The organism is Halosimplex halobium, assembly GCF_051414055.1.
GTDB lineage: Archaea > Halobacteriota > Halobacteria > Halobacteriales > Haloarculaceae > Halosimplex > Halosimplex halobium.
This window is the reverse complement of the sequence record NZ_JBLKNX010000014.1, coordinates 21,705-43,472: the sequence shown is the minus strand read 5'-3', so window position 1 is coordinate 43,472 and position 21,768 is coordinate 21,705. Positions and strand designations below refer to the sequence as shown.

The 21,768-nt window shown below is 71.8% G+C and carries 22 protein-coding genes and 1 tRNA gene; 14 read left to right on the top strand and 9 right to left on the bottom strand.

The window, feature by feature from the left end; genetic code table 11:
* Window positions 1–51 precede the first annotated feature (51 nt).
* Window positions 52–124, top strand: a tRNA-Arg gene (locus ACMGFG_RS15125).
* A 368-nt stretch (window positions 125–492) separates the two neighbouring features.
* Here ACMGFG_RS15125 and ACMGFG_RS15120 read toward each other — a convergent pair.
* Window positions 493–642 (bottom strand): hypothetical protein, encoded by a 150-nt coding sequence (locus tag ACMGFG_RS15120; RefSeq protein WP_436931158.1) that lies wholly within the window; start codon window positions 640–642, stop codon window positions 493–495.
* Window positions 643–802: 160 nt separating this feature from the next.
* On the opposite strand from ACMGFG_RS15120, the gene ACMGFG_RS15115 reads away from it, so the two are divergent.
* Window positions 803–1,099 carry a hypothetical protein gene (locus tag ACMGFG_RS15115; protein WP_436931157.1) on the top strand — a complete coding sequence of 99 codons (297 nt, stop codon included), beginning with the start codon at window positions 803–805 and terminating at the stop codon, window positions 1,097–1,099.
* A gap of 154 nt (window positions 1,100–1,253) precedes the next feature.
* Here the strand turns inward: ACMGFG_RS15115 and ACMGFG_RS15110 are convergent, their stop codons facing one another.
* The 3 genes from ACMGFG_RS15110 to ACMGFG_RS15100 form a co-directional block, all read right to left on the bottom strand.
* Window positions 1,254–2,045 (bottom strand): enoyl-CoA hydratase/isomerase family protein, encoded by a 792-nt coding sequence (locus tag ACMGFG_RS15110; protein WP_436931156.1) that lies wholly within the window; start codon window positions 2,043–2,045, stop codon window positions 1,254–1,256.
* A 125-nt stretch (window positions 2,046–2,170) separates the two neighbouring features.
* The gene (locus ACMGFG_RS15105) at window positions 2,171–2,449 is read right to left on the bottom strand and encodes a UPF0058 family protein (protein ID WP_135363469.1); all 279 of its coding nucleotides are present in this window, start codon (window positions 2,447–2,449) and stop codon (window positions 2,171–2,173) included.
* Window positions 2,450–2,516: 67 nt separating this feature from the next.
* Window positions 2,517–2,738, bottom strand: coding sequence for a ribbon-helix-helix domain-containing protein (locus ACMGFG_RS15100; protein ID WP_436931155.1), 222 nt, complete (start codon window positions 2,736–2,738; stop codon window positions 2,517–2,519).
* A 209-nt stretch (window positions 2,739–2,947) separates the two neighbouring features.
* Here ACMGFG_RS15100 and ACMGFG_RS15095 point away from each other — a divergent pair, with 209 nt between their 5' ends.
* Together ACMGFG_RS15095 and menD are read left to right on the top strand one after the other, a co-directional pair.
* The gene (locus ACMGFG_RS15095) at window positions 2,948–4,294 is read left to right on the top strand and encodes an isochorismate synthase (protein WP_436931154.1); all 1,347 of its coding nucleotides are present in this window, start codon (window positions 2,948–2,950) and stop codon (window positions 4,292–4,294) included.
* Complete coding sequence (menD, locus tag ACMGFG_RS15090; protein ID WP_436931153.1) at window positions 4,291–6,093, top strand: 2-succinyl-5-enolpyruvyl-6-hydroxy-3-cyclohexene-1-carboxylic-acid synthase; 1,803 nt, start codon at window positions 4,291–4,293, stop codon at window positions 6,091–6,093. The genes ACMGFG_RS15095 and menD overlap by 4 nt, the downstream gene beginning before the upstream one ends.
* Window positions 6,094–6,102: 9 nt before the next feature.
* On the opposite strand, the gene ACMGFG_RS15085 is transcribed toward menD, so the two are convergent.
* On the bottom strand, window positions 6,103–7,278 hold the full coding sequence (locus ACMGFG_RS15085; RefSeq protein WP_436931152.1) for a DnaJ domain-containing protein: 1,176 nt from the start codon (window positions 7,276–7,278) through the stop codon (window positions 6,103–6,105).
* A gap of 146 nt (window positions 7,279–7,424) precedes the next feature.
* On the opposite strand from ACMGFG_RS15085, the gene ACMGFG_RS15080 reads away from it, so the two are divergent.
* The 10 genes from ACMGFG_RS15080 (at window position 7,425) to ACMGFG_RS15035 (ending at window position 18,742) form a co-directional block, all read left to right on the top strand.
* Window positions 7,425–7,811 (top strand): RidA family protein, encoded by a 387-nt coding sequence (locus ACMGFG_RS15080; protein ID WP_436931151.1) that lies wholly within the window; start codon window positions 7,425–7,427, stop codon window positions 7,809–7,811.
* A 66-nt stretch (window positions 7,812–7,877) separates the two neighbouring features.
* Window positions 7,878–8,774, top strand: coding sequence for a 1,4-dihydroxy-2-naphthoyl-CoA synthase (locus tag ACMGFG_RS15075; RefSeq protein WP_436931150.1), 897 nt, complete (start codon window positions 7,878–7,880; stop codon window positions 8,772–8,774).
* Window positions 8,775–9,194: 420 nt separating this feature from the next.
* Window positions 9,195–9,827, top strand: coding sequence for an HAD family hydrolase (locus tag ACMGFG_RS15070; protein ID WP_436931149.1), 633 nt, complete (start codon window positions 9,195–9,197; stop codon window positions 9,825–9,827).
* A gap of 186 nt (window positions 9,828–10,013) precedes the next feature.
* Entirely contained in the window at window positions 10,014–13,055 is a 3,042-nt protein-coding gene (locus tag ACMGFG_RS15065) for a 5'-nucleotidase C-terminal domain-containing protein (RefSeq protein WP_436931148.1), read from the top strand.
* A 103-nt stretch (window positions 13,056–13,158) separates the two neighbouring features.
* The gene (locus tag ACMGFG_RS15060; protein WP_436931147.1) at window positions 13,159–13,686 is read left to right on the top strand and encodes a hypothetical protein; all 528 of its coding nucleotides are present in this window, start codon (window positions 13,159–13,161) and stop codon (window positions 13,684–13,686) included.
* 292 nt (window positions 13,687–13,978) lie between these two features.
* Window positions 13,979–14,935 (top strand): 1,4-dihydroxy-2-naphthoate polyprenyltransferase, encoded by a 957-nt coding sequence (locus tag ACMGFG_RS15055; RefSeq protein WP_436931146.1) that lies wholly within the window; start codon window positions 13,979–13,981, stop codon window positions 14,933–14,935.
* Entirely contained in the window at window positions 14,932–15,996 is a 1,065-nt protein-coding gene (gene menC / locus ACMGFG_RS15050) for an o-succinylbenzoate synthase (protein ID WP_436931145.1), read from the top strand. Before ACMGFG_RS15055 ends, menC begins: the two co-directional genes overlap by 4 nt.
* Window positions 15,993–17,570 carry a class I adenylate-forming enzyme family protein gene (locus ACMGFG_RS15045; protein ID WP_436931144.1) on the top strand — a complete coding sequence of 526 codons (1,578 nt, stop codon included), beginning with the start codon at window positions 15,993–15,995 and terminating at the stop codon, window positions 17,568–17,570. The genes menC and ACMGFG_RS15045 overlap by 4 nt, the downstream gene beginning before the upstream one ends.
* A 57-nt stretch (window positions 17,571–17,627) precedes the next feature.
* Window positions 17,628–18,371 carry an NRDE family protein gene (locus ACMGFG_RS15040; protein WP_436931143.1) on the top strand — a complete coding sequence of 248 codons (744 nt, stop codon included), beginning with the start codon at window positions 17,628–17,630 and terminating at the stop codon, window positions 18,369–18,371.
* A 26-nt stretch (window positions 18,372–18,397) separates the two neighbouring features.
* A complete protein-coding gene (locus tag ACMGFG_RS15035; protein ID WP_436910581.1) occupies window positions 18,398–18,742 on the top strand; it encodes a helix-turn-helix transcriptional regulator in 345 nt (114 codons plus the stop codon).
* 159 nt (window positions 18,743–18,901) lie between these two features.
* On the opposite strand, the gene ACMGFG_RS15030 is transcribed toward ACMGFG_RS15035, so the two are convergent.
* The 4 genes from ACMGFG_RS15030 to ACMGFG_RS15015 form a co-directional block, all read right to left on the bottom strand.
* Window positions 18,902–19,366 (bottom strand): hypothetical protein, encoded by a 465-nt coding sequence (locus ACMGFG_RS15030; protein WP_436931142.1) that lies wholly within the window; start codon window positions 19,364–19,366, stop codon window positions 18,902–18,904.
* A 107-nt stretch (window positions 19,367–19,473) separates the two neighbouring features.
* Entirely contained in the window at window positions 19,474–19,830 is a 357-nt protein-coding gene (locus tag ACMGFG_RS15025) for a DUF8060 family membrane protein (RefSeq protein ID WP_436931141.1), read from the bottom strand.
* Complete coding sequence (locus ACMGFG_RS15020) at window positions 19,827–20,849, bottom strand: DUF7490 domain-containing protein (RefSeq protein WP_436931140.1); 1,023 nt, start codon at window positions 20,847–20,849, stop codon at window positions 19,827–19,829. The genes ACMGFG_RS15025 and ACMGFG_RS15020 overlap by 4 nt, the downstream gene beginning before the upstream one ends.
* 97 nt (window positions 20,850–20,946) lie before the next feature.
* Window positions 20,947–21,702 (bottom strand): DUF2797 domain-containing protein, encoded by a 756-nt coding sequence (locus ACMGFG_RS15015; RefSeq protein WP_436931139.1) that lies wholly within the window; start codon window positions 21,700–21,702, stop codon window positions 20,947–20,949.
* Between the last annotated feature and the right edge of the window lie 66 nt (window positions 21,703–21,768).

Here is a 21,768-nt window from a genome sequence, read left to right as displayed (position 1 = left end):
GCCGGTGAGCAACAGCAAGGTTCTTTCTCCCGGCGCCCGCTGTCCCCGGTAGGGCGTGTGGCCTAGGGGACAGGGCGAGGGGTTCCTAACCCCTCGATCGCGGGTTCGAATCCCGCCACGCCCGCTCTGCGACGAACGGACGTGAGGAGCGAGCGGGCCCGGAGTTCGAACCCTGCCAGTCGCGCGCAGCGAGTGCAACGAGCGAGCACGTCTGGCTCCGGTTCGAATCCCGCCACGCCCGTACCACTTTTTGCAGCGGAGAGTTCCTCGCGCGCCTTCGGCGCGCTGCGGGAATCCTCCGCTGCAAAAACGTGGGGGAAACCACCGTCAGAGCAAGCTCTGACGAGGTCTCGTTCGCTACCCTCACGAGACTGCCGGACGACTCGGTCGCTCCGCTCCCTCGCGTCCGGTGAACCGTCTCGCTTCGCTCGACGGAGACTTCCCCCCTGGTGGGCCGTCGGATCAGTTCGAGAACCGCGTTCCTCCCACACCTCAGAGGACGAAGTAGACGAAGAGGAAACCCAGAAGCGCGGCGACGAGGAGTATCTGCAGCGCCGACGCGTCGGACTCGAACGGGTTGTCGGCACTGCCAGTATCGGGAGAGTAGGCGGCGGGATTGTCGCCGTCTTGGGGACCCTGCATGGTTCAGGTTCCGGCTACGCTCGGTTAAAGGTTCGGTCGCCGACACGAACGCTTCGTTCGCGCCCAGTTCTATCGCCCCCTCGGGGTCGTATCCCGCCGGCCGCCCCGGGTCCTGTCGAAGAGACAAAACTTACACCGTCCCGGCGACCAGTCCGCTCCGATGGACTACGAGCGGTGGCTCCTCGGCGGAGCGCTGGACTTCGGCGGGCTCCTGGTCGCCTATCTCTTCGTCGGGACCCACGTGGGTAGCGCGATGACCGAAGCGCTCTGGCTGGTGGACTGGCGACCCGCGCTGACGGCGCTGGAGGCGCCGCTCGTCCTCGGTGCGGTTGCGATGGCGGCCGTGGAGATCACCGGCAGCCGACCGGGACCAGTCGAGTCGGTCGGGTTTTCCGTGGCGTTCGTGGCGGCCCGCATTCCGCTGGTGGTCCCGCTGGCGCTGACCGTCGACAGCTAGGCGTACTTCGTTCTGGTCGACGCGGTCGGCCTCGCCTGTGCGTACGTCCTGGCGCTCCGGTGGGGCGCCGCCGGGACCGCCCGGCGATGCCGGCGCGCGCTCGGCCGACTCACGTGGACGCCGGGGCCCAAGCGACGGGCGGAGCGGTAGCCGCTCATTCGCCCTCGAACTCGGGCTCGCGGTCCTCACGGAAGGCCGCCCGGCCCTCCGCGAAGTCATCGGTCGTGGTCAGGAAGCCGAACGCCTGGCTCTCCATGGCCATCCCCGCCGCGAGGCTGCTGTCCTCGGCGGCGTCGACCACGCGCTTGGCGGCCTTCAGCGCCAGCGGCGGCCCGGTCACGAGGTCGTCGACGTACGACTCGACGACCTCGTCGAGTTCCTCGGGCGGAACCGCGCGGTTGACGAGCCCCCAGTCGGCCGCCCGCTCGGCGTCGATGCGGTTGCCGCGGAAGACCAGTTCCTTCGCGCGGCCCTCGCCGACGAGGCGGACGAGTCGCTGGGTGCCGCCGCCGCCCGGGACGAGCCCGAGGCCGATCTCCGGGAAGCCGAACTCGGCGTCGGTCCCGGCGACGCGCATGTCGCAGGCGAGCGCGAGTTCGTGGCCGCCGCCGAGACAGTACCCCCGGATCGCGGCGAGCGTCGGACGGGGGAAGTCGGCGACCACCTCGTACATCGGCGTCACGTCCATCGCTTCGGCGGGCGTCCGGTCGGCGACGCTGTCGACGTCGGCGCCGGCGCTGAACGCCCGGTCGCCGGCGCCCGCGAAGGTGACACAGCGGACGCGCTCCGTATCGACCGAGCGCAGGAGGTCGACGACGCCCTCGCGGACGGCGTCGTCGATGGCGTTCAGGCTGTCCGGCCGGTCGATCGTGACCGCGAGGTGGCCGCGGTCGTCGAGCGAGACGGCGAGCGCGTCACGCTCGCGGTCGAACTCCGAGAGGTCCATGCCGGCCGTCCGACCGGCGGCGTGAAGAAGGCTCTGGGCGGGGTGATGGCGAGAGAATCCGGTATCGGTGGCGGCGGTCCGGTACCGGCGACGAACTCCGGGCGATCGGCCGGGCGGCGGGCCGACTACAGTTTCTTCTCGGCGTCCTCGGCGAGTTCCTTCATGCGCTTGCCGACGCGGCCGGCGTCGGAGAACTCGTCCTCGCTCATGGCGGTCGCGAGGGCGTTGCCGAGGACGAACACGGCGTGTTTGTGCTCGCTCTTGGACTTGTGGACGTCCTCGGGAGTCACGTCGAGCTCCTCGTAGGCGTCGAACAGCGTCTCGTCGACGTCTTCGAGCCCGGCGAAGTAGTCCTTGATCGTGAGCATCTGCGCGTGGAGTTCGAGGAGTTCGTCCTTGTGCATGGGCGTCCCTATGTGAACCGCCCGTTTAACGATTGTCCGTCAGAGGGTCACACGCGAATCGCCGGGGTCAGAAAACGTACTCGTCCTCGTGGCCCATCATGCCGTCGTCCTCGTAGCCGCTCCCCGCCTCGTCGTCGTCGTCCTTCGGGCCGCTCGTCTTGTACGCCTTGATCCCCGTCGAGAGCAGGTCCTCGATGGCTTCCTCCCGGTTGAGGAACTCGCCCTGCTCGACGAGCTGAGCGATGCGCATCTCGAGGTGTTCGGGGATCGTGAGGTCTACCTTGGGCATCGGATCGTTCCGTTGGTTCGGGAAGGGGGTATTTAAGCTTGGCGGGGGTGATAGCCGAATCGATCACGGCACAGCGGTCGAATCGGGGCGACCCGGTCGGGGGCCCGACGGAGCACCGACGCGACCGGGGGAGAGCGGCGGTCGGGCGGGGCCCGGTGGTCGGTCCGAAGTAGTTAGGCTGAAAGGCGTACGGTCCTAAGCGCCTGGAGATGGAACTTCCCCGTGGTGACGAGTCGTCGGTCGAACCCGACGAGACGACCATCGCGACGCGCGGGCGCGAGGTGGCGGGCGTCGCGGTCGGCACCGTGCTGGGCGAACTCCCGCGACCGACGGTCGCCTGGTCGGAGGACGGCCAGCGGGTCGCCGCCGGCGGGTCTGCGGCGACGATCACGGCCGACGGCCCCGACCGGTTCGACCGCGTCCGCCGGGCCGGCGAGTCGCTGTTCGCCGGCCGCACCGTCGCCTCCGAGCTGCCCCGGGCCGCGCGGCCCCGCCTGTTCGGCGGCTTCGCGTTCCACGAGGGGGACAAGGACGCCGGGGACTCGCCGTGGGACGGCTTCCCCGACGCGCAGTTCGTGCTCCCGGCCGTCCAGGTCGTCCGGACCGACGAGGACTCGACCTGGGTGGTCGCGACCGCCACCGGGCCGTCGGCGGCCGCCGAGGCCGAGGCGCGACTCGAGGAGTGGACCGACCGGGTCGAGGCACTCGACGGCACGCCCCCCGAATCCGGCCCCGGTATCGAGCGCCGCACGTTCACGCCGGACGACGCCGGCTGGCGCCGGCAGGTCGAGGCGGCCGTCGAGCGCATCCGTCGCGGAACGCTCCGGAAGGTCGTCCTCGCGGGGGCGCTGACCGTCGACCTGCGCGACGAGCTGTCGATCCCCGGGGTGTACGAACGGCTCTCGGCGACCTACCCCGACTGTTTCCGCTTCCTCGTCGCGCCCGAGGGCGGCGGCCAGTTCTTCGGCGCGACGCCCGAGCGGCTGATCACCAGGGACGGTCGGACCGTCAGGACCGAAGCGCTGGCCGGTTCGACCGGGCGGGGCGACACCCCTGAGGAGGACGAGTGGCTCGCCAGCGAACTGCAGGACAGCGAGAAGGACAGCCACGAGCACGACCTGGTCGTCGAGGCGATCAAGACGCAACTGGACCCCTACGCCACGTCGATCTCGACGGGCGACCGGACGGTGCGCCGGCTCGCGACGGTCCAGCACCTCCAGACGCCGGTGACGGCCGAACTCGCCGAGGACGACCACGTCCTCTCGCTGGTCGAGGCGCTGCACCCGACACCGGCCGTCGGCGGGCTCCCGCCCGACGAGGCACTGGAGACGATCAAGGAGACAGAGGCGTTCGACCGCGGCTGGTACGCCTCGCCGGTCGGCTGGTTCGACGCCGAGGGCGACGGCACGTTCGCGGTCGCCATCCGCTCGGCGGTCGCGACCGGCCGGCGGGCGACGCTGTTCGCCGGCAACGGAATCGTCGGCGACAGCGACCCCGACCGCGAGTGGGACGAGGTACAGCTGAAGTACCGCCCGGTGCTCGACGCGCTCGAATGACTGCACCGAACCGCGCGACGCTGTGGGGCCGGACGCTCGTCGACGAACTCGCCAAGAGCGGCGTCACCGCCGCCGTCGTCTCGCCGGGGAGTCGCTCGACGCCGCTGACCGTCGCGCTCGCCGAACACGAGGACGTCGAGACCTACTCCGTGCTGGACGAGCGGTCGGCGGCCTTCTTCGCGCTCGGCCGCGGTCGCCGGGCCGGCGAGCCGACCGCCGTCGTCTGCACCTCCGGGACGGCCGCCGCCAACTACCACCCCGCGGTCATCGAGGCCAGCCAGTCGCGGGTCCCGCTGCTCGTGCTCACCGCCGACCGCCCGGCCGAACTGGTCGACAGCGGCGCCAACCAGACCGTCGACCAGGAGCAGCTCTACGGCGACGCCGTCCGGTGGTACAAGACCCTGCCCGAACCCGCGCCCGAACCCCGGCGGCTCCGGTCGCTGCGGGTGGCCGCCGACCGCGCCGTCGCGAAGACGACCGGCGCCAATCCCGGACCCGTCCACCTCAACGTGCCCGTCGCCAAGCCGCTCGAACCGACGGCGGAACCGGAAGACGTGCCGGATTCGCTGGCCGACGAGGCGCCGCTGGCCGTGGAGGGACGGGACGGTCCGTTCGTCCGGACGACGGTCGGGCGGCTCGAACCCGACGACGCCACGATGGGCGATATCGCCGACGCCATCGAGTCGGCCGACCGCGGTCTCGTGGTGGCCGGCCCGCTGAACCCCGGCCGCTGCGATCCGGAAGCGGTCGGTGAGTTGCTCGACGCCACCGGTTTCCCGCTGCTGGCCGACCCGCTGTCGGGGCTGCGCTACGGACCCCTGGTCGAGGACCGCCTCGTCGCTGGCGGCTACGACTCGTATCTCGACGCCGACGGCTGGCCCGACCCCGACATGGCTCTCCGGTTCGGCGCCTCGCCCACGTCGAAGGTGCTCCGGCGGTTCCTGCGCGACGCCGACGCCCGGCAGGTCGTCGTAGACCCGGCCGGCGACTGGCCCGAGGCGGAGTTCACCGCGACCGACTACGTCGAGGCCGACCCCAGTGCGACCGCCGCTGCGCTGGCCGAGCGGATCGACGACCAGTCGGCTGACGACGATGCCAGGGGCGGCGACACCGCGGAAGGGACCGCGACGGGGTGGCGCCGACGGTTCGAGCGCGCCGAGGCGGCCCACTGGAGTCTCGTCGACGGGGCGGCCGACGACGGGCTGTTCGAGGGGGCGGTTCTCGCGGAAGTCGTCGCCGGCGCGCCGGACCCAGCGACCGTGTTCGTCTCCAACAGCATGCCGGTCCGGGACTGCGACCGCTTCGGCCGCCCGCGGAGCGCGGACCTGACGGTGCTGGGCAACCGCGGCGCCAGCGGCATCGACGGGATCACCAGCACCGGGCTGGGCGCCGGGAGCGCCACCGACGACCCGCTCGTCCTCGTCACCGGCGACCTGGCGTACTACCACGATATGAACGGCCTGCTGTCGGTCGCCCGCTGCGGCGTCGACGCGACGATCGTCCTGATCAACAACGACGGCGGCGGCATCTTCCACATCCTTCCCATCGAGGAGTTCGACCCGCCCTTCACCGAGCAGTTCGTCACGCCCCACGGCCTCGACTTCGAGCCGTCGGCGGACCTGTACGGGCTGGCGTTCCGCCGCGCGACCGACATCGACGACTTCGCGGCGGCCTACCGCGAGTCGCTCGACAGCGACGGCACGCAGGTGATCGAGGTGCGGACCGACGGCGAGGCGAGCCACCACCGTCGCGAGCGGCTCCACGAACGGGTCTGCGAGCGGGTCGCTCGCGACACGTGAGGCGGTCGCTCACGACCGCACGAGCGTGAACGTCAGCACCGCCATCCCGAGCGGGACCCACGTCGCGGTCAGGCCGACAACCCCGGCCAGCGAGAAGACGCCGAGGGCGGGGACCACGAGCAGGAGTATCGGCACGACCACGCTCCAGAGGCCGAACACGAGGATCGCCGCCTCCGGGATCGACAGCAGGTAGGCGAAGGTGAGCAGCGTACAGACGCCGACGACGACCCGCGCGGCCAGCGGGAACGCCGGGTACAGCGTCGCCGCGACGAAGAACGGGTAGCAGACGAACGTCGACACCAGGAGAACGACCGACTGGTCGACCGGGAACAGCCGGCTGAGCCGGAGCCGACGGCTCCGGTCGGGGCCGTTGCGGACCGCCCAGGCGCCTGTGGCGTCCCACGCGTTCCACGACCAGTCGGCGTTGGGACCGTCCGACGCGCCCGCTGCCGCCTGGCGCTGCGCGGAGGGTGAACTCCCGGTCGAACCGCCGCCTCCGCCGGCGGCCCCACCGCTCGACTGCCACGACGGGCCCGTCGACCCGCCCGTCGAGCGGGTGGTCCCGTCCGACGCTTCCGCGTTCGTCTCGCGCCCGCTATCCCGTGTGTTCCCACGGGATCCGTCGCGACGCCGCCGATCGGTCCCGTCCGTTGACCGTCCCGATCCCGGTCGTCGCCCGCGCTGCTGGGACCCGCGCCACGTGCTCCCGCCCGCGGTGGACTGTCCAGGTGACTCGGAACTCCCATTCGGATCGCCGCGCTGGCTGTCGCCGCTCCCCCAGGTTCGCCCCGCTTCGCCACGACGACTGCGCTCCCGTCCCGACCCTGCGGTACCGGTTGAACCGGAGTCGCCCGACCGCGGCCCCGATGTCGCGGACCCGGCTCGGGGGTCGGAACCCGGCCGCGACTCGCCCTCGCCGCTCCCGGCGGCCGTCCGCGTCGACCCGGCGTCTGGCGCCCCCTCGCCGGTGTAGGCCGCGTGGCCGACGCGGTCGTACCTGGCGCGCTCCTCGTCGTCGGTCAGCACGCGCTTGGCCTTGTTGAGCCGTTTCGTGCGCTCCCCCGCGTCGACCTCGTCGCTCACGTCCGGGTGGACCCGTTTGATGGCCGCCCGGTAGGCGTCCTCGATCTCCTCGGTCGTCGCGTCCTCGTCGACGCCGAGGCGGTCGTAGAAGGTCTCTGTCATGGGGAGCGCCGTAAATCACCCTAGCTTCGCGGGCCGACGATAAAATGGCTGTGCCCGAACTATCGGAATCGATAGCGTCCGGGCGGCCGCGGCCGTCGCCCCCGCCGACCGGAACGCACTTCTCCGCCCCCTCTCAGACGACTCACATGTCACGGCAGACCGTCTCCAGCGGCACCGAGTGGGAAGCGCACGTCGGTTACTCGCGGGCGGTCGCGGTCGACGGACAGGTCCACGTCTCCGGGACGACGCCGGTCGACGACGACGGCGAGGTGATCGGCGACGGCCCCTACGAACAGACGAGAGCCGCGCTCGAGATTGTCGAGGGCGCCCTCGACGAGGCCGACGCGAGCATCGCGGACGTGGTCCGCACCCGACTGTACGTCACCGACATCGACGACTACGAGGCCGTCGGTCGCGCCCACGGCGAGGTGTTCGCGGACGTGCGCCCGGCCTCGACGATGGTCGAGGTGAGCCGCCTCGTCGACGAGGACTTCCGCGTCGAGGTCGAGGCGACGGCGGTCCGCCCGGGGTGACCGCCGGCGAGTCCAGCGGCGACACCGACCGAGAATCTTTTTGCGGGGTCCGGCCCGAGGGTCGGCATGGTCTCTGAGATCTTCGACCCCGACCGCTGGGAGCCGGTCGACGCCGTCGACTTCCGCGATATCACCTACCACCGCGGGACCGACACGCCCGCCGTCCGCATCGCCTTCGACCGCCCGGCGGTCCGCAACGCCTTCCGCCCGGGCACCGTCGACGAGCTCTCGACCGCACTCGACCACGCCAAGCGCCAGTCCGACATCGGCTGCGTCCTCCTGACCGGTAACGGCCCGTCACCGAAGGACGGCGGCTGGGCCTTCTGCGCCGGCGGCGACCAGTCGGTCCGGGGCGACGACGGCTACGAGTACCAGGGCGACGACGCCGACCGCGAGGACGCCGCCGAGGCCGGCCGCCTGCACATCCTCGAAGTCCAGCGGCAGATCCGCCACATCCCCAAGCCGGTCGTCGCCGTCGTCCCGGGCTGGGCCGTCGGCGGCGGCCACTCGCTGCACGTCGTCTGCGACCTGACCCTCGCCTCCGAGGACCACGCCAAGTTCCTCCAGACCGACCCCGACGTGGCGTCGTTCGACGCCGGCTTCGGCTCGGCCTACCTCGCCCGCCAGGTCGGCCAGAAGAAGGCACGCGAGATATTCTTCCTCGGCAAGACCTACGACGCCGACGAAGCGGCGGACATGGGCATGGTCAACGAGGCCGTCCCCCACGACGAACTGGAGGCGACCGCCCTCGACTGGGCCGACCGCATCACCAGCAAGTCCCCGATGGCCATCCGGATGCTCAAGTACGGGTTCAACATGGCCGACGACGGCATGGTCGGCCAGCAGGTCTTCGCCGGCGAAGCGACCCGGCTGGGCTACATGACCGACGAGGCCAAGGAGGGCCGCGACGCCTTCAACGAGGGCCGCGAGCCCGACTTCGACGACTACGACTGGTTTTACTGAGCCCACTTTTTGCGACGGAGAGTTCCTCGCGCGCCTTCGGCGCGCTGCGGGAATCCTCCGTCGCAAAAACTTGGGGAAAAAGGCCGGACGACTCGCTCACTCCGTTCGCTCGCGTCCGGTATTCGACCTTCGCCCCCGCACTGCTCCGCCCCGCACCGCTCCGCACCGCTACACCGCTTCCGCGACCGCCCACCGCTACACCGCTTCCGCGACCGCCCACCGCTACACCGCTTCCGCGACCGCCCACCGCTACACCGCTTCCGCGACCGCCCACCGCTACACCGCTTCCGCGACCGCCCACCGCCACACCGCTTCCGCGACCGCCCACCGCAACCGCTCGCCGCGGCCGCCCGCTTCCGGCGGTTCGTTCGGCCTTCCCGACAGACTCAAGACCGTGTCGGCTGTCCAACTGGATCCGCTATGCACCTCGTCCTCGACTACGGCGGCGTCGTCGTCGAACACGGCGACGAACGCGAACACGCGGATCTGCTTGGTGTCGACCCCGAAACCGACCCCTATCCCGGGTGGATCGCCTACTTCGCATATCGGAACGGATTCCTCGACGGCACGGTGGAGTACGTCGACCTGCTCTCGACGCTCACGGGAGCCTCTCGGGAGGCGTGTTACAGGTACCTCAGGCGGACGTGGCTCGATCCGGAGTTTCCCGATAAACACGCGGCGGTTCTCGACTACCTCGCGGACGACCACACGCTCGTCCTCTTCAGCAACATGGTGGAGCCGTGGGTCGAGACGGTCCTCTCCGAGCACGGCGCCCTGTCGTGTTTCGACGACCTGGTCGTCTCCTCGGCGATCGAACGGCCGAAACCCTACCCGAGGGGGTATTTCGAGTGTCTCCCCGAGGGCGACGAACCGGTCGCGTTCGTCAGCGACGAGTACAACGAGGACCTCGTGATGGGCGAGTGCCTCGGGATGCAGTCGGTGTGGGTCGAGAGCGACGACGAGACGCCCTGCCGGGAACCCGACGTTCGGATCGCCTCGCTCGCCGACCTCCCGGATGTCCTCGCTGCGGACGGACTCTCCTCCACCGAGTGACGGTCTTCCGGCAGTTGCGCCCGCTTGCCCGTCCGGATACCGGCCGGATCCGCTCGGGAGCATCACGGACCGCTCCCCAGCACTACGTACGATCATTACCAAGTTTCAAATGGAATTCCTGCTGATAGTAAGACGACCGTGTCCAGAAATCATCCACAGGGGAGTGGCAAAGTTCTCGCAGTAGCGATGGCGGTGATGCTGGTCGCGTCGGCGGTGCCGGCGGTGGTGCCGACCGCGGCGGCGCAGGCCGGCAACGCGGAGGTATCGATCGAGGAGATCCAGCGACCCGACGGTCCGACGGACGCCTCCCCGTACGCCGGGGAGAACGTCACCACCTCGGGGACGGTGACAGCCGTCGTGGCGGAGGGGTACTACATCCAGAACGGCACCGGCGCCTACAGCGGCGTCTACGTCTACACGGGGAGCCAGCCGAGCGTGGCGCCCGGCGACGCCGTCGAGGTGACGGCGCCGGTCACGGAGTACTACAACCTGACCGAACTCGACGCGACCGCGGCGAGCGCGTCGACGACAGTGACCGGACAGGCCCCAGTCCCCGACCCGGTGGCGCTCGACACCGGCGCGGTCGGGCAGGAGCGCTACGAGGGCGTGCTCGTCACCGTGTCGAACGCGACGGTCACGGCGACGCCTGGCCAGTACGGCGAGTGGGCCGTCGACGACGGCTCCGGGGCGATCGCGGTCGACGACGTGAGCGCCGGGGACGCGACGACCCCCAACGAGACCGGGCTGGTCGTCGCGGACCTGACCGGACCGGTCGCCTACAACTTCGGCGCGTTCAAGATCCAGCCGAAGGCGGTCGGCGAGATCGCAGAGCCGACCGACGGCGGCTCGCCGGGCGACGGGACCCCGGAGGATCCGCCCGCGAACGCGACGAGGCTGACGATCCTCTCGTACAACGACGTGCAGACGGCTGCCTCGAACCCGACGGCGATGGGCCGGCTCGCGGGCGCTATCGAGGAGCGACGGGCGGCTCACGAGAACCCGACCGTCGTCGTCGGCGGCGGCGACCAGGTGAGCCCGAGCTCGCTCTCGCCAGTCAGCAACTGGACGGTCCCGGTCGCGGCGACCAACGTCGTCGACCCCGCCGCGGACGTGGTCGGCAACCACGACCTTGACTACGGGTTCGACGCGGTGGCCAACTACACGGCCGCCTCGGAGTACCCGTGGCTGCTCGCGAACGTCCGCGCCGAGGACGGCGGCGGCGTCCCCGGGACGGAGAACTACACCATCGTCGAGCGCGACGGCGTCCGCGTCGGGATCGTGGGCCTCGTCGACGAGGCCATCGGGCCCAAGACCGCCGTCGACTTCGACGAGGCCGGCTACGAGGTCGCTGACTACAGCGAGGTCGGCGCCGAGGTCGCGACGGAGCTCAAGACCGAGAAGGACGTGGACGTAGTCGTCGCCGCCGCCCACATCGGAATCGGTGACTCGCAGGAGCTCGCCCGCGAGACCGACAACATCGACGTGATCGTCGCCGGCGACGACGAGGTGGCCTACGAACCGCAGGTGACCGACGGGACGGTCGTCATGGAGGCGCAGGGGCGGGCGGCCTACCTCGGCGAACTCAACCTCACCGTCGGCCCGAACGGCAGCGTCGCGATGGCCGACGGTCGCCTCGTGGAGGTGGCCGGCAACGACGCGGTCCCGGTCAACGAGACGGTCGAAGGGATCGTCTCGTCGGCCCGTGGGCAGTACCTCTCCGAGGTCATCGGGTGGACGACGGTCCCGCTGGACTCGACGTTCTCGGCCAACTACCACGACGAGACGGCGTGGGGCAACCTCGTCACCGACGCGTTCCGCGCGGAGACGGGCGCCGAGGTCGCGGTCACGAACGCCGGCGGCATCCGCGGCGACTTCGTGATCGAGCCGGGTAACGTCACCTACGACGACGTGTACACCTCGCTGCCGTTCGGCAACACGCTGGTCACCAAACGCCTCTCCGGCGCGGAACTGCGCGCCCTGCTGGCCAGCCAGGTCGTCACGCTCGAGTCGGGCACCGGCCAGCAGTACGGCCAGGAGGCCCAGCTACAGGTCAGCGGCGTCACCTACGAGATGGTGGCCCACGAGGGGGCCGAGCCGCTCGTCCGCGACGTGTACGTCGGCGGCGAGCCGCTGCGGCCGAACGCGACGTACAACGTGACGGTCAACTCCTACATGGCCGGCTGGGACGACCTCGCCGACGACCCCACGGTGAGCACCGACCTCACGCTGTACGGCACTGCGGTCGCCGACTACATCGAGCGCCGGGGGACCGTCTCGCCGCGGGACACCAACCGCATCCGCCGCGTCGACCGCGAGGTCGGCACCGAATGGGTCTTCGGCGCGAACGGGTCGACGGTCCCGGTCCACTACGAGGTGCCCGAGAGCGTCCTGTCGGTCGACGACTCGTCCGTGCGCGTCGAGAACGCCACGGGCGCGGCCCTGTCCGCCGAGCGGGTCCGGCTGACCGGCGACGACCTGGTCGTCTACTTCGACCGCGGCGAGTTCGGGTCGTTCGCGGCCGCGAGCGACCACCTCGGACTGTACGCCAGCTACACCGACGCCGAGTACGACGGTCAGCGGAGCTACTTCGACCGCTCGGTGCTGAACGGCCACCTGGAGGGCTGGGAGCGCCTCGCCGCGGAGAACGGGTCGTCCGACGACGGCGGCGACGCGGACCGCGAGACGCCGCGGGAGCTGAAGTCCGAGGCGGTCGCGGCGACCGACGCGATAGACGCCGACGCCGGCCGATACGAGTCGGCCCGCGACCGCGCGAGCGAGCGGTTCGACGACTCGCGCCAGTACTACCGCGGCCCCGTCCGGACGGAGTCGGCGAAACTGTTCACCGACGACGCCGTCGGCGTGCAGGCGCTGACCGCGTTCACCGGCACCGACGCCGAGGCCAACGCCACCGCGGCCGCGGACCTGGTCCTGCGCGCCGACAACCGGACCGCCGCCCGCGAACTCGCCGACGCCCGGCGGCTCCTGAACGACTCGCGCGAGGACGTCGACAATCGGGGTATCCGCCGGAGCATGGAGGCCCACCTCGACAACGCCGAGCGGGCCTACGACCGCGCCGAGCGGACGATGGAGCGGGCCCGGGCCGCCGAGGGCCGGCGCGCAATCCGCCTGCGGGCGAGCGCGATCCGCCAGCTCCGCCAGTCCTGGCGCCAGTCCCACTGGGTCGTCGAGGAAGCCGTCGAACGCACGGACGCGACGACGCCCGGGTGAGCGGTCGCCGCCGCTGGCGCGTCCGGGCCGGCGGTCGGGACGGACGCGTTCCGTACCCGCTCGCCGGCGTAACGTTCACCCCGTCGCCGGCCCAAGCTGAGGTATGTTCGACGACGCCCAGCGACGGGCGGGCTATCGCCTCCGACGGGCGGTCGGCCCGCACCTCGACCGGGCGGTCCGGACGGTCGTCGACGAGACGGTCCGGGTGTACCCCGAGGGGTACGCCGGAACGGTGAGCGGACGGGTCGAAGTCGTCGAGTCGGCCCTCTCGGACGCCGGGTTCAGCTGGAACCCGGTGAGCATGTACCACTACACGCCGCTGGGCAACCGGACGAACGGGAGCTGGGTCCTCCGCGAGTCGCCGTTCGCCGACCGGCAACTCCACCTCGTTCTCGTCGAGCGGGGACCGGAACGGGTCGACGTGTACGCCCACGAGGAGAACAACTGGCGGCGCCACCCGCTGAGACACGTCCGCGACGCTGGGATCGACCGCGACAGCGGCGCCGAGCGGGCGCGGTCGATACTCGAAGGCCTCGACCTCGAACACGCACACGCGACGTACCTCCGGCGGAAGCTGGGACATCTCGCCCGCCGCTGTCGCCGCTGGCTCGACGGGCGGTCGCTTGGATGAGCCGGGGACGGACGTACCCCAGTCGAGGCCCACGGATCGACCGGACGGCTCGACCAGTATGCCCGACCTTCCCGACTTCCCAACGTCCGACGAGGAACAGGCGCCCGACCGGCGGGACATCATCGACCGGATCCTCGGCGAGGGTCCGGGAGCCGACACGGCCTGACGCCGACTGGGCGGCGCGGTCGGTGCGTTCGGCGGTCCGGCGCCGGCGGAGGCCGCCCACCGGCGCCGCCGCTCCGCCCGCAGCGGGATGCCAACTTTGACACTCGACGGGCCCCGAGTCCCGGGTATGTCGACCGCAGACGCACAGGTCTCGAAGCGGCGGGCCTGGCTGATGGCCGCGCGGCCCCAGACCCTGCCGGCGGGGTCGGCGCCCGTCGTCGTCGGTGCCGGGCTGGCCGTCCACGCGGGCGTGTTCGCGCCGCTGCCCTGGCTCGCGGCGCTCGTCGGCGCCCTGCTCATTCAGGTGGGCACCAACTTCGCCAACGACTACTACGACGCCGTCAAGGGCGCCGACACCGACGACCGCGAGGGGTTCACCCGCGTCACCGCCGGCGGGCTCATCCCGCCCGCGCAGGTCAAGCGGGCGATGATCGCCACCTACGCGCTGGCCGTCGTCGTCGGCACGTACCTCGTCGCCATCGGCGGCGTGCCTATCCTCGTCGTCGGCCTCTCCGCCATCGCGGCCGGCGTCCTCTACACCGGCGGCCCCTACCCCTACGGCTACCGCGGGCTGGGCGACCTGTTCGTGTTCGTCTACTTCGGCGTCGTCGCAGTGACTGGCACCTACTACGTCCAGGCGGTCACCGAGGCCGGCGTCGGCCTGTTCCCGACCGGGATTCCGCCTGGCACCCTCCCGCTGGCGGCCGTCGTCGCCAGCCTCCCGGCCGCCGGACTCTCGACGGCCATCCTCGTCGTGAACAACATCCGGGACAGAGAAACGGACGCCGAGGCGGGCAAGCAGACGCTCGTGGTGCTGCTCGGTTACCGCTGGAGCCGCGTCGAGTTCATCGCCCTGGTCGGGATGGCCTACGTCGTCCCCGTGGTCTTCGCGCTCGACCCCGCCTACGGCCTCCCGGCGCTCGCGCCGCTGCTCTCGCTCCCCCTCGCGGCGAGCGTCGCGAAGACCGTCCTCGAACGCACAGACGGCGAGGCGCTCAACCCGGCGCTCGAACGGGTCGGACAGACGCTGTTCGTCCACTCCCTGTTGTTCGCCGCCGGACTCGCCGCGCCCGCACTGCTATGAGCGGCGACCGCTCGACTTTCGACGGCGTCACCCGCTTCTCGCTTCCGCTCGAATCGCCGCTGTCGACCGCCGCCGGCGACATCTCCGAGCGGTCGGGATTCGTGGTCCGCTACGACCACCGTGGCGAGACGGGACTCGGCGAGGCGACGCCGCTACCGGGCTGGACGGAGTCGCTCGACGCCTGCGAGGCGGGGCTGGAGCGCGCGCTCGACGCGGGTGCCGGCGGCGAGCACAGTACCGGCCTGCTCGAACTCGACGCCGACGAGGCGCCGGCGGCCCGCCACGGGTTCGCAACAGCCCTCCTCGACGCCGACGCGCGCGCCGACGGCCTCCCCCTCTACCGCTGGTTCGACGACTCGCGGACCGTCGGTTCGGTGCCGGTCAACGCCACTGTCGGCGACGCCGACCGCGAGACGACCGTCGGGCGCGCCGAGGCGGCCGTCGACCGGGGATTCGGCTGTCTCAAGCTCAAGGTCGGGGCCCGCCCGGTCGAGGAAGATATCGTGCGCGTCCGGGCCGTCCGCGAGGCCGTCGGCGACGACGTGACCCTCCGGCTGGACGCCAACGGCGCGTGGTCCCGCGAGGAAGCCGAACGAGCCATCGAACGGCTCGAACCGCTCGACGTGGCCTACGTCGAACAGCCGGTCGCAGCCGAGGACCTCGCCGGGCTCGCGGACCTCCGCGGTGCCGGTGTCGGTATCGCTATCGACGAAGGGCTGACCGAGCACTCGATGGCCGAGGTGTTTGACGCCGACGCCGCGGACGTGGTGGTCCTCAAGCCGATGGTTCTGGGCGGACCGGGCAACGCCCACACGCTCGCGATGCGAGCCCGGGACCGGGGGATCGAACCGGTGGTGACCACCACCGTCGACGCGGTCGTCGCCCGGACTGCGGCGGTCCACGTCGCCGCCGCCGTCCCCGACGTGGCGCCCTGCGGTCTCGCGACCGCCGACATGCTCGCCGAGGACCTCGCCGCAGACCCCGCACCGGTGTCCGACGGTTCGATCGCGGTCCCACAGGACCCCGGGATCGGCGTCGACCGCGACGAGGTGCGACCGTGACGCTCCCGGACCCGTCGGCGTGGCCGGTCGACGACCCCGTCGCCGACCCGTCGGTCGACGTGCTCGCACAGCGGGCGGCCGCGACGCCGGCGGCGACCGCCGTGGTCGACGCCGCCGACGGCTCGGCGTGGAGTTACGCCGAACTCGACGACCGGGCAGCGGCACGCGCCGCGGCCATCGAGTCGATCGCACAGAGCGACCTCGCCGGCGGTCGGGTCGCACTCCTGATCGGCACCCGGCCGGCCGTCACAGACCTGTACTTCGCCGTCGGTCGACTCGGGGCGAGCGCGGTCGCGCTGAACGTCGAACTCCCGGCCGAGCGGCTCCGCTCGCAGGCCGCCCGGGCGGAGGTCGACCTGCTGGTCTGCGAGCGCGCGACCGAGGAGGCCGCGACGGCGATCGCACCCGAGGACACGCCTGTCGCGTCGGTCGACGAGCCCGGATCGGACGCCGTCGCGTCGCTCTCCCTGGAAGGGGACGACTCTGCCGGAGGTGTTGAGCCGTCCGAGCGGCCGCTGGACGACGAACGGGTCGTCATGTTCACTTCCGGCACGTCGGGCGACCCGAAGGGCGTCCGCCTCACTCGCCGGAACCTGGTCGCGAGCGCGGTCGGCTCGGCTCACCGGCTCGGCGTCGAACCGGACGACCGCTGGCTGGTCTGTCTCCCGACCTACCACATGGGCGGGCTCGCGCCGCTCGTCCGCTCGACGCTGTACGGCACGGCGACGGTGGTCCAGCGCGCGTTCGACGCCGCGGCGACCGCGCAGGTCCTCGACGAGTTCGACGCGACCGCCGTCTCGCTCGTCCCGACGATGCTGACCCGCCTGCTCGACGCCGGGTGGGACCCCGCCGAGTCGCTCCGGTTCGTCCTCCTGGGCGGCGCGCCCGCCTCGCGGGACCTGATCGAGCGGTGCGCCGACCGCGGCGTCCCCGCCTGCCCGACCTACGGACTGACGGAGACCGCCTCGCAGGTCGCCACGGCGACCCCGACGGAGGCACGCGAGCACCCCGACACCGTCGGCCGGCCGCTCCGCGGGACGACGGTGACCGTCGTCGGCGACGACGGGAGTCCCGTCGACACGGGCGAATCGGGCGAACTCGTCGTCTCGGGGCCGACGGTCACGCCGGGCTACCTGGACGACGAGCGGACCGCGGCCGCCTTCGACGACCTGGGCTTTCACACCGGCGACCTGGGGTACGCCGACGGGGACGGGCGACTGTGGGTCGTCGGGCGCGTCGACGACGCCGTCGTCACCGGCGGCGAGAACGTCCACCCCGCGCGGGTCGCCGACGCGCTCCGCGACGTGGAAGGGGTTGCCGACGCCGCCGTCGTCGGCCTCCCCGACGAGGAGTGGGGGGAGCGCGTCGCCGCGCTGGTCGTGCCGGCCGACGGGCGCCGCGGCGACGAGACCGGGGGCCTCTCCGCCGACGGCGTCCGCGAGGCGGTCCGCGACCGCCTCGCGTCCTTCGCCGTCCCGAAGACGGTCGGGTTCGCCGATTCCCTCCCGCGCACCCACTCCGGGACGGTCGACCGCGAGGCCGTCCGCGAGCGACTCGAATCGGTCCGCGACTGAGCGTAGCTACGGGGACGTGCCACCGGGTTTAATCCCCTCGGTCGCCTACCGGGGGTCGTGTGTACGCTCGTCTTCGCCTGGCAGGTGTTCCCGGACGCGCCCGTCGTCGCCGCGGCCAACCGCGACGAGGCGCTCGACAGGCCCTCGACGCCGCCCGAGGTGATCGAGGAGTCGCCCCGCGTCGTCGCACCCCGCGACGAGGAGGCCGGCGGCACCTGGATCGGCTACAACGAACACGGCCTGTTCGTCGCGATCACCAACCGCTGGGACGGTCGTGAGCCGGCCGGCGAGCGCTCGCGCGGGCTGCTCGTCCGCGACGCGCTCCGCCAGTCCTCGGCGGAAGAGGCTGCCCGCCTCGTCGAGCGGGAACTCGACGACCGCTCGTACGACGGGTTCAACCTCGTCCTCGCGGACGCGAGCGCCGCGCTGTTCGTCGAGTGGGACCGGGAGAACCGCCGCGTGCGCAACTTCGACCCCGGCGTCCACGTCGTCGTCAACGTCGGCGCCGACGGCGACTACGCGATCCCCGAGTCCCGCGCCGAGGCCGGGGCGGCCCAGGCCGACAACGCCGGGAAGGTCGCGACCGCGCTGCAGGTCGAGCCCGGCGAGACGAGTACCGCGTGGCTCGACCGCGCCGCGGACGTGATCGCCGACCACGAGTACGGCGTCTGCGTCCACCGCGACCGCTTCGGGACGCGCTCGTCGTCGCTGGTCGAGGTCGGCCGCGATGGGTCGCGCTACCGCTACGCCGACGGGCCGCCCTGTGAGAGCGACTACCGGGACGTGGAGAGCCAAATTTAAACGGCGGAGACACGGACCGTACCTGTATGGCCGCTGCCGAGGAAGACCTCAACGAGGACGAGCGCGCGGGACTGGAACTCATCAGGGAGACGGGCGGGATCCACCAGAGCGACTTCTGGAAGGAACTGGACGTGAGTTCCCGCAAGGGGAGCCGCATCGCCGACGCGCTGGCCGACCAGGACCTCATCCAGCGCGAGGAGACCGTTTATAATGGCCACAACACCTACTACCTCACCCCCGCCGCCCGCGACCTGGACTTCTCCCTGTTGATGGCCGGCGACCAGCTCTCCCCGTTCGTCGGCGACGACGAGGTCAACGCCCACAGCGACACCTTCTCGCAGTTCGTGATGAACCTCGCCTACGAGGAGTAACGCGACGACCCTCCGGCGGTTGCTCCGAGCGCCGGTTCCTCCGACCGCCCGTCCGTCGACTGTTCCGAGCGCCGATCGATCCGACCATTAGTCCGTCCGACAACCAGTCCGCCGATAGCTGCCGCTACCGGTTCGAAAACGGCAGAAACCGCGGGGTCGTCAGTCCTCGAGCGCGTCGGCGATGCGGCCGAGCTCGCGGCGGGCGTCGTGGACCTCGTCGCGGAGCTTGCGGACCTCGCGGACGAGTTCCTCGTCGGCCTTCGACGAGGACTCCTCCTCGCCGCGGCCGCCGGGACCGCCGCCCATGCCGGGCGGGCCGCCACCGCCGCCGCCCATCATGCCGCCCATCATCTGCGCGAACGGGTTGCCGCCGCCACCGCCGCCGCCCATGCCGGGCGGGCCGCCGCCACCGCCCATCATCTCCTCCATGCGCTCCTCGCGGCTCATGCCCTCGCCGTCGCCCTCGCCCTCCTCGGCGCGCTGCTGGCGGATCTCCTCGACCCGCTCGCGGAAGGACTTGGACTCCCCGTCGCCCTCGCCGTCGGCGTTGGCGTCGCCGCCCTCGGCTCCGTCGGCGGACTCCTCGGTGGCTGTGTCGTTCTCGTCTGAAGGATCGTCTGCCATGGTCGCGCTTGGCCGCGGCGTCCCAAAAGAGTTGTCGTACCGGGTGAAATCCCGACGCGCGAGCGGTCGATTCCGGGCGGGACCGACCGTCCCCGGCGCGCGACCGGTCAGGCGATCCGCCGGACGAGCACCGAGATACCGATCGCCGACGCCGCGAGGACGACCAGGTTGAACACGGCCTGGAACACCGGCACGAAGTCGGGGCTGAACCACACCCGGATCGCCTCGCTCGCCGCGAAGTAGAACCGGAACGTCGCCACGAGCGCCAGCAGACAGAGGATGGCGAACGCCGCCCACTGGACGTAGCCGACGATGTCCCGGCCGTCCTCGGACCCGCCCGTTCCGGGGCCGTCGCGGTCCGACGCCTGCCCGACGGCGCCGCCCCCGTCGGCGCTCCGGGCGCGGTCGTCGGTCGGCTGGTCGTCCCCCTGTGCGGTCGCGTCGTCGCTGGTACTGTCACTCATTGGTGCCTCCGTGCCGCGAGCGCGGCGAGCGCGAGCAGGGCGGCGACCGCGCCGGCGGCCCCGAAGCCGGGGCCGGACGCCCCTCCGCCGTCGGTCGCCATCGGGGTCGCGGGCGCTTCGTCGCCGTCGCCGGCGTCCGGTTCGAAGTCGCCGGCCTGGAAGTCGACCTCCTCGCGGGTCGTGTTCTCCGGGACCGGCCGGGTGGGGTCGAGCTTCGCCGGCGCGGTCGCGGACTCGACGACGACGCCGTCCCTGAACAGGATCCCGTCGAGGTAGTAGTTGTAGTTCGACGGGACGGTCAGCTCGGCCGCCTCCGTGACCGTCTGCCCGGGGCCGATGTCGTCGATCTCGACCGTCGCCCGGTCGGCGACCACGTTCGACTCGACCTGTCGCGCCGTGACGACCAGCCGCAGGCCGCCCGCGGGCTCGTCGCCGCGGTTCGTGAGGTAGGTGCCGGTCCGCAGCGTCGTCCGGTTGTTCGCCGCCTCGGCGACCTCGTAGGAGATCACCGGGATCGAGGCCGGGCCGTCGCCGAAGCGGTGGAAGCCGACCGTGGTCTCGGCGTAGTCGGGCGTCAGCGAGTCGACGCCGCTGACCGTCGTGGCCCCGGTCTCGACGCGGCGGCCGTCCTCGTAGACGCGGACGTACAGGCGGTAGCCGCCCTGGCGGTCGACCGTGGCGTTGACGCGCGTGCGGACCTCGCGGTTCCCCTCGATCCGGCCGAGGTCCTTCCGGACCGTGGTCGCCACGAGGCCGGTGTCGGTGTCGACCGCCTGGAGTTCGACGGTGACGTTGTCGGCGGGGCCGCCGCGGTGCTCCATCCGCACGTCCAGCGAGAGCTCCGCGCGCTCGCCGCCGACCTCGCCGGCCGCGACGCGGGGCTCTTGGAGGGAGAGGACGCTCGGCCGGACGGTCTCGTCGGTCCGGTCGGCGAGGGCGTTCGGGGCGGCGAGGGCCAGCCCCGCCGCGCCGACCACGAGCGCGAGCGCGAGGGCGGCCAGCCACGCTTCTCGGTTCACGTTCCCGAGGGGCACGGCCCCCGGTAAATGTCTTGTGTCCAACAGCTGTGGCCGCCGGGCGGCGGTAGGCTCGGGTCACGATACCGACCGGCTGACCCTACCCGAACGCACCGAGGCTGGACTGGAGGTCCCTGTCGGTCTCGCCGTCGGTCACGTCGTAGCCCACGAGGTCGCGCATGTCGACGGCGTAGGTGCTCCCCCCGTTGTCGAGTAGCAGGACCCTACCCTGGACGGCCCTGACCGTCCCCGAGGCGAGCGTCTCCGCGACCGGGCGGTCGGCCAGCTCGACCCCGTAGTCGAACTCGTAGGTCTCGACCGGGTCGAACCCGGCCAGCAGGTCCCGCCAGGCGGCGTCGTCGACGGACTCGTGGATCCCCCGGACCTTCGTCGGGACGCGCACGCGGTCGCCGACCTCCGTCGCGATCTCGGCCTCGATCTGGCGGGCGACGCGGCCGTCGGCGACCGTCCGGAGGTGGGCGGCGCGGTCGGCGCCCTGCTCGCGCAGACGGGTGTCCAGCCGCCAGGAGCGCGTGACGCCGACCTTGAACGTGTCGGGGGCGAACGCGGCGAGATAGATAGCGTGTTCCTCGCGGCACGTTTCGAGAGGGAGCGAGCACTCGCCGGTACACCGTGCGCAGGGCCACCGATAGGTGTGCTCGTCGCAGTAGGGCGCCCCCTCACGGGGACAGGGCGTGTGTGTGCCGTCGTCGAGCACGCCGGCGCAGTGGCGCTCGCCGAGCGCGTAGGACAGTTCGGTCCCGGGGTCGAGCGCGGCCGTCGAGACGGTCCCGTCGTCGGCGAGCAGCAGCGCTGGCGGCCCGTCGGTCCCCGTCTCGTACCCCACGATCTGCACGCCCGCGGGTTGGCGACCCCCGGATATAGGCGTGGCGCTCCGGCGGACAGCGTAGCGGGCTGTGGC